The following is a 9,058-nucleotide window of genomic DNA, read 5'->3' as shown; positions in this document are numbered from 1 at the left end:
CGAAACAACCTCGCCGCCGCCTACGAATCAGCAGGCCGGCTTGCTACAGCCATGGCCCTTCACGAGCGCACTGTCGTAGACAGTGAACGGATCCTGGGTGCTGATCACCCTGACACCCTCACCAGTCGTAACAACCTCGCCGCCGCCTACACCTCTGCCGGTCGACTGGACGAGGCGCTACTACTGTTCGAGCGCACCGTCGCCGACCGTGAGCGAACCCTGGGTCCGGACCACCCCCACACCATCCTCTCCCTCAGCAACCTCGCCTATGTCAACTCCTCCGCAGGTCGACTCGACGAGGCGATCACGTTGCAGGAGCGCGTCATTGCTGCCCAGGAACGAGTTTTTGGGGCCAACCACCCCCAAACCCTGTCTTCTCGCGCAGGCCTCGATTGGTTCCGTGACCAAGACAAAAAACAACCTCAGATAACGCCATGACACAAATTCATGCTGTCCCCCGCCCACTGCCAGCGGTCGGCACAGACCGGTCTGTGGTGTTCGGTAGACCTGCTGTCCGGTCGTTCCGAGCGGGCCCGGCCCAAGGCTCTAGTGACGGGGACGAGGAGTCGCGGCGCGGAATCCGGCGGTAGCGCGAATTGAACTGGGCTTGCTGTCGCGCCCGCGGCGTGGGGCTGGTACCGCGCACGGCGCTTTCCCGCTCATCGAATCGGTGGCGGTTGAAAGATGTTGAGAGGACCCAATTTGGAGGTGGCACTCATGCATGGACCTGCCTCGAGCGGGGGCGAGTCCGCGCGGGTGTCGTCCGGCTCGGTCGTGCTCCAAACAGGCGTGTTATCGCCTGGATAATGATCTTGCAAGATTGCAAAATGCCATTGGACACCAGAGGTTTTCGCGTTCGCTGCGGGTGAAATCCGCTCAATCCAGGGCTGCCGGTTCCGGTGCCGATTTTGGGCGGCGCGTTCGTCGCTTTCGCCGGTTGTGATGTGGTCCAATAGCTCTGGCACATCGCTGGGGCCTGGACCGGTCTCGGCGGTGAACGTCCGATCGGCTGGAAGTTCGCCACGAACACCGGACCGAGTTCGAAAGTTGGCCGGTGTCACCACGGTTGTGGCGGTGCATGCCTTTAGACTTTCGCTTGGTTCGACTGGCTCGTGCGTTCTCTGGTCCTCGAGTCTCCGTACTGCACCACCTTCCCGGCGGAAGGCCATGAGCCCGACCGCTGCACAAGGCGGCGGTCCGCAGTAAAGGAGGTTCGGTGGATCTCGATCCGCCCGAACTGTCGGACACCACTCCGTCTCGGGCTCCGCGCCCGGACAGGGTGGAGACAGTCAAGCGTTGGTGCACGGCACTCGCTACAGGACTGGAGACCACAGCGTTGGTCTGGGCCCTGAATAACGGCGACAGCCTGGCAACAACGGTTACCAGGCTGTCTGCCGTATCACTACGCGCGATCGCTGGGTTGCTGCCTACGTCGCGTCGGTGATTCCGAGGGTGCTCGGGTTGTCAGGTAGCCGCCTGGCAGCCCGGGCATTTTCCTTTAACAGGACGCCCATACGGTAACGCGATAGGTACCGGGTTACCGCTGGTGGGCGTAACAAGTGTGGTACCGCTCACACATCAAGTGTGGTGTGCGACACGGACTGTACCCGTCTGCCCCAGGCGAAGATTAGGCGAATCGCATCACGACCCGATGACAGATTGCTGTCCGCAGCGCGTCCTGTAGGCGACGCCAGGCCCGAAAGACCCCAGCCAACTGCGGTTTTGAGTCAAATTTGCTGACCTTCGAGCAGAATAACGATTTGATAACCCACCCTGACGTGAGTGTCGTTCAACGTCAAGCCCCGCGAAGTGGTGGTCGGTCGACCCTACTGGCTGGTAGACGGACGAGACGGGGGTCTGGCCTGCGCGGCGCGGGCTCGCGGACCGCGGGCGCGGCGACACCGATCTTGGCTGTCGCGTAGTCGAGAGCGATGTGAAGTTCGCACTGGGCGAGGCCCAGGGGAAGGCGCGAGAAGTTTGCTACAGCCACTATCCGCAGGCGCACGAATAGCTGTCCTGGTAATCGGAGCGCCGAGCTCTTAAGAGTTGGGGCGCAAGGCCTTACGCCGAGCTCTTAAGAGTTGGGACGCAGAGTCTTACGACGAGCTCTTAAGAGCTGGAGATCTCGGACGCTGAACCCGCTGATTAAGAGTCAGCCGCTGTCGTGCTCAGCGCTGAACCGCGGTCGACTCTTTAGGCGCGGCGGGGACCTGCTATCCCTTCCCGGCTTGCCGATGACGTCGACTGCGCCTGGTGTTGAGCTTCTGTCCCTGGAGCGGCTTCGGTGTCGGTGACCAGCCGCAGGACGGGACGTTGGTCGGGTTGGTCTAGGAGTTGGCGTAGGCGTTTGGGGCGCCAGCGTAGTTCTGTGGCGAGGCTGGTCAGGGTGAGGGTGCCGTGGGTTTCGGCGAGTTCGAAGGCTTTTGCGAGCAGGGTGGGGGTTTCGCCGGGGTATTGGGTGACGGGGTCGCGGCCGAGCATGCCGATGTCGTAGAGGTGGTTGAGGCGTTGGAAGGCGCGGCGGGCGACGGCGTCGGAGATGGCGCCGGTTTCGCGGGAGCGGTAGACCAGCGATTTGATCGACACGCCCCATTCGTAGCTGAGCTGCTGGAGGGCTTTGAAGTCGAATCGGCGGGGCAGCCGGTCGGTGATCTGGTCGGCGGGGGTGAGGAATTCGGCGGCGAAGGCGTCGGCCTCGCGTTCTTGCTCGGCGTCGCCGGGCGCAGCGTTGCGGTGCAGGACGAGGTGGCCGAGTTCGTGGGCTGCGGTGAACCGGTGCCAGTACACGTCGTCGCCGCGGTCGGGGGTGAGCACGATCGTCGGGCGCGGCATGCGGGAGGTGGAGAAGGCGTTGATGGTGGGGGTGTCTTTGTCGGCGAAGGCCACCATGGTGGTGACGATCCCTCGCATCTCCATGGTGCGCACCAGGTGCGGGATCGGCCCGTGTACGAGGCCCCAGTGCGCGCGCAACGCCCGCGCGGCTTCGGCCGGTGTGTCACCGAGTCGGGTGGGGTCGTCGGGCAGGAACCCGGGCAGGTCGATCGCGGGGAACTGGACGTGCTTCTCCAGCGCGTAGGTGAGCTCCCACACCTGCTGGGCGAAGGCGACGGCCTTGGCGCGCTGGGCGGCTTTGGTCGAGCGCAGGCTGCGGAAATGCGCGCCGGCGCCGTCGAGCTGGGCGAAAGGCCGTCCTGCGGCGAAGAATTCGACGGGGACGTCGAGGACCTCGGCCGCCCGCTTCAGATGGTCCGGGCGCGGTGGTGAAGCCAGCGATTCCCACTGGCTGACCGCTGCACCCGAGACCCCGATCTGCGCGGCGAGGGCCGCCTTGGTCAAGCCAGCGAGCTGGCGGGCCTGGGTCAACCGGGCCGGGTCGAACACCAACGCGACGTCGGAAGCCGAAATCGCCGCGGTGGTGTCGCTGGAGAAGAGGTTGAGAGGTGGGCGTTCAGTCATCACTCGCAGTCTCGGGTTGCGGTGCCGGCGGTTGTCCGCCATCGGGTGTGGTCAACGGATTGCGGTGCGCGAGAGGGATCTCGGCCATGGGGGGCTGATCGAAGCGCGGGCCCGCAGCAGGCTTCGGGTCGGGAACCAGGATCGGACCAGCAGGGCGCAGCGGGACCTCGTCACCGCCGGTGTCGGCGGGCGCGGGGATTTGCTCGATGTCGCTCCATTTCAACCGGCCTTGGTCATCGGCCTGGGACGCCTCACCCCAGTAGATGCGCAACACACCGGAGTGCGGATTGGCGGCGTAGGCGATGATGACCAACCGACCCGCTTCCACCGCGTCGGTGAGGAAGGTGTCCAACTCCTCGACCTCGGCGTCGAGCTCTTCCTGGGTGAGATGAGCCTGATCGATGGTGAGCTGGTCAGATGCCTTCTCGGCGAGCGCCAGCAGATTCTTGCGCAACTCCGACATCGTCATCTTCGCCATCGCCACGGCGGTGTAGGCATCGTCGGCGAACTTCCACGGGTACAGGATGATGTTGGCCTCGCCCACCACGATCAGCTCGTAGCGGGCCCGCGCCGGCTTGATCCGGCGCATGTCAGGGATTACTTCCTCGACCGCGAAGCCCAACTCTTCGTGCTGGACCAGCCAGATCAGGCCGTAGCCGTCGTTGCTGGCCAGCCCTAACCCCTTGTGGGCGGCCAACGCCCGCAGATGAGCAGCCTGCAAGCCCCTCCAGATCGTGCGACGCAACGGCAGAGCGTACTCACCGAATCGCTTGGTCTCCCACGGTGTGGGTACAGCCTGCTCGCTCATGGATCTCCCCTAACGCCCAGCCCCGCTCGCTTACGAATCGAAATGCGACAGCAGCGTAGCACTTAAGATTTGCGCGGCATCTGCGCGCAACGCCGACGAGTTCGACCTCCTAATGTTCCGGGCCGCGACGCCCGCATGTGGCCGAATCGCCCTTCGCGCACCGGTGCTGAGTGTCCAGGGCTCACTGTCGATGTGAGATGGTGCAGGAACTCGCCGACGCCATCAGCGAGGGCCAGGTAGCAGCTGGTTGGGCCCGCCTCACCATCACCTGAACCTCCGGTCCGCTCCCAACACGGATTCCGGCGAAACTTCGCTTTAGATTCGCTTCCAGGAGTGCTGCGTTCGTATAATCGGGCACGTAAGAGGCGAGACCCTGACCATCTTTCCGATGGTCAGGGCCTCGGTGTCATTCCTCGTGACCGACTTTTGCAGGGTTAGATCACGAGTACCTGGCAGCCGTCGACCTGGGGCGCCGTATCCGGGTCGACGGGATGCTGGTCGATCATCAGGGGCATCAGCAGCTGTAGGACTGCGAATGCGCCTGCGAGGACAGCAAATCCCTGTGCCAGGATCTGACGGTTCAGGTCGTCGCCTTTTCGGCGTCTCCGCCGATTGCTCGTTGCCATGTACGAGTTCCTTTGCTCTCGTAGGTATCCGGATGTCGCCGGAGCAGGTCCTCGTACTGCGTTGGCTCGTAACGAGCTGTCTCATATCTTACGAGTCCCGGTGCGACACAATGCACCTACGACGCGGTCCAGAAACATCAGAAAAGTCACGCTGAACAGTTACCGTATATAGCCACACGCTATGTGTAGGCGTTCGGAGACGACTGTTTACCGAACACCCCGCCCGGCCGTGGGCCGTCGCGACTTGATCGACATCATCGGCGCGCACACCGAGAGCGGTCCAGTCCAAAGACTGAATCGCTCTCGGTGTGGTGGTCAGCCGTCGCTCAGGACCGACGAGCGCGACGTCTGCTCCGGCTCGTCGACGAAGTGCTGCCCGCAGGTGGGGGCGGGTTGATCGGCTGGGCCTGCACCGTCGGAATGTGCTTGTGCCGCGAGAACATCGCCAACACCCGTTGGGCTGCCTCGCGCCGGTCTGGATCCGAGGCGAAGACCGCCGCCCAGATCACCAAGCAGAGCAATAGCACGCCGATCACAGCAGCGGCGTCGGCGAAGGTGAGAGTCACACTGAACACGAATGAGGTTCCCTCGTTCGAGGACGGCCTCACCGGGTGAGCGAAAATGGGCATGCGACAACCGGTTCAGCCATCCAATGTACGGATAGCGAACCGGGGTCTGGGGGAGCCTGCCTTGCCCGGGTAGGGAGGCCTTCGGGGAAGCCTCAAATAGTGCCGACATCGTCCACGACCAGTGACTTGTGCTCCTGAGCTGTCACCCTTACTCGGGGCGGCAACTTCAAGCCCTGATCATCCGGCGTTGATTGTAGCCAAGTCGCTTCGGATTAGACGAAGCACCCTGGCTGTGTTGGGAACTAAGCGCTCAGGTCAGGTAGGGGCCTGGCAACCGCTGCGAGCCCTGGGGCCATCGATCCACCCTCGCACCCGGGGCTGGCCCCAGTCCACTCTCGATTCCATGCAACGCCTAGCTGTTTCACACACGTATAAGCGGTAGTTGCGCGCCGATCGAGCGCACGCACGTATGCGAGGGCAGTGATGTCAAAATATCTGAACGAGGACGAGAAGTTGACTCCCGAGGGCCAAGAACTGGCCGCGCGGCTCTACGACCCGGCGGTCGGGGCGATGCTCACATGGCTGGCCGACGGCGAGGCCGCCTCCCAATCCCGGTACGGAGATGTCTCACAGGTGGTGCTCAACACCGCCCAGGCCGATCGCTATCTGCGCGAGGACATCGCCGTCGAGACCTTCGTGCGCGCCCTGCCGCCATTCCTAGGCCGACTCGATCGCGGAGAGTACGACGCGGACCGCGGCGCCACGATCACGACCTACTTCATCGGCGCCTGCCGCAACCGGATCGGTGACGTTATTCGTGCCCACCACGTGCGCGTCATAGAGCTGAGGGCCAACACCGACGAACTCCTCGCCCGTGTACAAGGCACCACCGTCGACGCGAACATGATCGAAGGGTTTGAGTTCGCCCGCGATCTGCTGCTCGCGGCTCCCCGAAATTTGCGGTCGGTCCTGCTGCTGCTGGCCTACGAAGGCGTCACCCTCACCGAAGCTGCCAAGAGGGTGGGGGTGAAGCCCGCCACGGTCCGATCGCAGCTTCTGCGCTACAAGAAGCAGATCGCCTGGCTGCATTTCCGGGGGGTGCTCGAAATTCCGGCGGATACCGCCCTCGGCGAATGGGTCAGAGCCCAGACCGAAGAACGTCGAACTGCCGCCAACCGCGGAGAAGACGCGTTGCCCATTTCCTGAGATATGTCGCCCCCAGCATTTCTAGTCGCTTAGCGCTGTCCCCGCCTGTGCCACCAGGCGGGGACAACAGATCCACCTCAAATCCGCATTCCACTGACAGATCCTCGAGGTAGGAAATGACTGTAGTAACCCCGTCGCAGCAGCCGCCCCAACCCAGCGAGAGCAACGCTGCTCCGCAAGCATCAACCAACAACGTGGAGAACGGCTCTCGGAGGGTGTTCTTCACCGCGGCAGTCGGCGCGTTCGTCGGCAGGCTCCTGGGAGACGCAGCGACCGACGCCCGCAGAGCGTGGTTCCCGAAACTCCGGGACTGGCACGGCTGGTTCGAGTAGCCGCGTCACCAAGAGGTAGTGCGCAGCCCGTGAACGAGCTGTAAACCCTATGAACCACAAGTTCTTGTGGTGTGTCGTCGCTGAAACCGCAATATCTAGGAGTAGTTTCCAATCGGTCGACTCGTGGCGGCGACGTGTCGGGGTGCCTTGGGCATGTTGGAGGACGCGCCGCAGAACGGAGGTGAAGAAGATGGCAGGAAAGAAAGGAAGCTCCGGAGGTAGCTCCGGGCGCGGCAGCAGTAAGGGCAGCGCCCGGAGCGCGATCACCGGCCGATACGTAACGCACGCCCATGCGAAACGTAGCCCGAACACCACCGTCGTCGAATCGCGTAAGAAGTGACCCGGTGGATCGCCAGCGAAGGGATCGTCTCATACGAGGCGACCCTTCGCTCTGATTAGAGGCGGTGCAAACCACTACCTGTCTGCGTCTCCAGCTGTCCGGCGTTCCTCTCAGAGCAGGCCTCGGGCCTTGGCTTCGGCCTGAAGTTGCTCCGTGCGTTCACGAGCTTCGGCAGCCGCGGTACGTTCACGCTTGCTCGCGAAGGTTCGCGCGCGGGCCTCCCAGAATTTGATGCCCTCCAGAAGCTCATCATCCGTTTGGTCTGCAGCACTCCCGAAGTTGATTGGCATGTGCTCATTGTGCCTACATGCCCTACCGGCCCCTTAGGCCGAATCCACCAGGGCCGCATCACCGTCTCTGCGCCTGGTCCGGTCAGGGGACTCCCGCCGAGGTCGGCGGCGACACTGTCGCCGGAGGTGAGTCGGTATGCGTTCGGAAAACGACCGTCTACCGAACACCCGCCGCGCCACTGGCGGGCGTGACATACCCGCAGGCGCGAATGTTCGGAAACCCGTTCGTTTTCCGGTAGAGTCGCACCCGGTTGTCGAACACGTTTACCGAACGTTCGGAGGGGTTTGGATGGCATTGGTCGGTCTCGTTCGCGTCAGCACGAGCAAGCAAGAGACTCTGCGCCAGCACGATGACCTCGACCCGATCTGCGTGAAGGTGTTCGAGGAGAAGATCAGCGGCAAGCTCAAGGTCGCCGACCGGCCGGGCCTGCAGGCCGCGCTCGACTACATGCGCCCCGGCGACATGCTCACCGTTCAGGAGGCCGACCGGCTCGGCCGCAACCTGCTCGAGGGCCTGATCGTGCTCAACGACCTATTCCAGCAAGGCATCTCGGTGAAAATCCTGCACGGCATCGCCGCCGGCGAGCACACCGAACGCAGCCTGATCCTGGACCTGGCGCTCGCCCTGGCCGAAGACCGCCGCCGCGACATCGCCCGCAAAACCCGAGACGGCCTGCAAGCCGCGGCCCGGCGCGGCCGCAAGGGCGGGCGGCCACGCGTGGTCGACGCCGACAAACGCCGCGCGATCCTGGCACGCCACGCCGAAGGGCAGTCCCTGCGCGAGATCTCGCGCGGCATCGGCGTCAGCCTCGCCGTCGTGCACGGCGAAGTGAAAGCCGCGCAGCTGGGAACGGCGCCCGCGGCGGAGTGACCAGGACGAGGCCGGCCCCGGCCCGATCGTCGGCGGGAATTAATCCGCAGCTCCCACATCGGTATTGAAGATTCCGACCGCAATCACGGATCCACTCCGCGTGCTGGGGAACTGGGGGTGTGTCCGCCTGAGCGGGGCGTACCTATCCGTCGCCTGATCACTTGCGCCGCGCATCAGGGCGGTTCCGAAGCCACATCGTCAGGATCTCGATGTGTTCATAGGTGAACAGCAATTCGTATGCTCGGTTGGTGGGAGTGCTCAGATCCCACAGCTGTAGCTGCCACTTCTCGATCTCATCGTCGATGGCGGAAGGTTCGAAACCTGCCTGAAGGAGATGGTGGCGGGCCTGCTTTGGGGTGAACAAGCGCTCCGTCAGAGGAAGTCTTGTTCCTTCCCGGAAGCGAGTGCGTACCTCTTCCGGCACTGTGAGACCACCACGGCCGTAACTGCCGATGACTGCGAGAAGAGGGACTGTCGGAACAACGGCGGATCTTGATCTCGGTCCGATCGGCCGAACCTGATGGTTCGGCAGGAAGGACCGACGAATGTCGGAGACACTG

General features: G+C 63.6%; 9 protein-coding genes. 3 read left to right on the top strand and 6 right to left on the bottom strand.

Annotation, left to right across the window (positions count from 1 at the left end; genetic code table 11):
• On the top strand, window positions 1–438 hold a 438-nt coding region (locus tag AB0H49_RS33845; protein ID WP_357257031.1), incomplete at its 5' end, for a tetratricopeptide repeat protein.
• 1,755 nt (window positions 439–2,193) lie between these two features.
• On the opposite strand, the gene AB0H49_RS33840 is transcribed toward AB0H49_RS33845, so the two are convergent.
• The 4 genes from AB0H49_RS33840 to AB0H49_RS33825 all read right to left on the bottom strand — a co-directional run bounded on the left by AB0H49_RS33840 (window position 2,194) and on the right by AB0H49_RS33825 (window position 5,465).
• On the bottom strand, window positions 2,194–3,456 hold the full coding sequence (locus AB0H49_RS33840; RefSeq protein ID WP_357257028.1) for an XRE family transcriptional regulator: 1,263 nt from the start codon (window positions 3,454–3,456) through the stop codon (window positions 2,194–2,196).
• Window positions 3,449–4,201 (bottom strand): hypothetical protein, encoded by a 753-nt coding sequence (locus AB0H49_RS33835; RefSeq protein WP_357257025.1) that lies wholly within the window; start codon window positions 4,199–4,201, stop codon window positions 3,449–3,451. Before AB0H49_RS33835 ends, AB0H49_RS33840 begins: the two co-directional genes overlap by 8 nt.
• A gap of 497 nt (window positions 4,202–4,698) precedes the next feature.
• A complete protein-coding gene (locus tag AB0H49_RS33830) occupies window positions 4,699–4,890 on the bottom strand; it encodes a hypothetical protein (protein ID WP_357257023.1) in 192 nt (63 codons plus the stop codon).
• Window positions 4,891–5,216: 326 nt separating this feature from the next.
• Window positions 5,217–5,465: a hypothetical protein gene (locus AB0H49_RS33825; RefSeq protein WP_357257020.1), complete on the bottom strand. Its 249-nt coding sequence runs from the start codon at window positions 5,463–5,465 to the stop codon at window positions 5,217–5,219.
• Window positions 5,466–5,942: 477 nt separating this feature from the next.
• Here AB0H49_RS33825 and AB0H49_RS33820 point away from each other — a divergent pair, with 477 nt between their 5' ends.
• Window positions 5,943–6,665 (top strand): sigma-70 family RNA polymerase sigma factor, encoded by a 723-nt coding sequence (locus AB0H49_RS33820; RefSeq protein WP_357257017.1) that lies wholly within the window; start codon window positions 5,943–5,945, stop codon window positions 6,663–6,665.
• 782 nt (window positions 6,666–7,447) lie between these two features.
• Here AB0H49_RS33820 and AB0H49_RS33815 read toward each other — a convergent pair.
• Window positions 7,448–7,627 carry a hypothetical protein gene (locus AB0H49_RS33815; RefSeq protein ID WP_357257014.1) on the bottom strand — a complete coding sequence of 60 codons (180 nt, stop codon included), beginning with the start codon at window positions 7,625–7,627 and terminating at the stop codon, window positions 7,448–7,450.
• 289 nt (window positions 7,628–7,916) lie between these two features.
• Here AB0H49_RS33815 and AB0H49_RS33810 point away from each other — a divergent pair, with 289 nt between their 5' ends.
• Window positions 7,917–8,498 carry a recombinase family protein gene (locus tag AB0H49_RS33810; RefSeq protein ID WP_357257011.1) on the top strand — a complete coding sequence of 194 codons (582 nt, stop codon included), beginning with the start codon at window positions 7,917–7,919 and terminating at the stop codon, window positions 8,496–8,498.
• Between the two features lie 157 nt (window positions 8,499–8,655).
• Here the strand turns inward: AB0H49_RS33810 and AB0H49_RS33805 are convergent.
• Window positions 8,656–9,058: hypothetical protein (locus tag AB0H49_RS33805; RefSeq protein ID WP_357257008.1), on the bottom strand; the 403-nt coding region annotated here is incomplete at its 5' end.

It is taken from the genome of Nocardia sp. NPDC050713 (assembly GCF_040654315.1).
Taxonomy (GTDB): domain Bacteria; phylum Actinomycetota; class Actinomycetes; order Mycobacteriales; family Mycobacteriaceae; genus Nocardia.
The sequence above is the reverse complement of the archived record's forward strand: the minus strand, read 5'-3'. Positions and strand labels throughout refer to the sequence as shown.

What these genes read in the sequence shown, in the direction of transcription:
- AB0H49_RS33840 (WP_357257028.1), bottom strand. Translation starts at nt 3,456, where the DNA reads ATGACTGAACGCCCACCTCTCAACCTCTTCTCCAGCGACACCACCGCG.
- AB0H49_RS33830 (WP_357257023.1), bottom strand. Translation starts at nt 4,890, where the DNA reads ATGGCAACGAGCAATCGGCGGAGACGCCGAAAAGGCGACGACCTGAAC.
- AB0H49_RS33820 (WP_357257017.1), top strand. Translation starts at nt 5,943, where the DNA reads ATGTCAAAATATCTGAACGAGGACGAGAAGTTGACTCCCGAGGGCCAA.
- AB0H49_RS33815 (WP_357257014.1), bottom strand. Translation starts at nt 7,627, where the DNA reads ATGCCAATCAACTTCGGGAGTGCTGCAGACCAAACGGATGATGAGCTT.
- AB0H49_RS33810 (WP_357257011.1), top strand. Translation starts at nt 7,917, where the DNA reads ATGGCATTGGTCGGTCTCGTTCGCGTCAGCACGAGCAAGCAAGAGACT.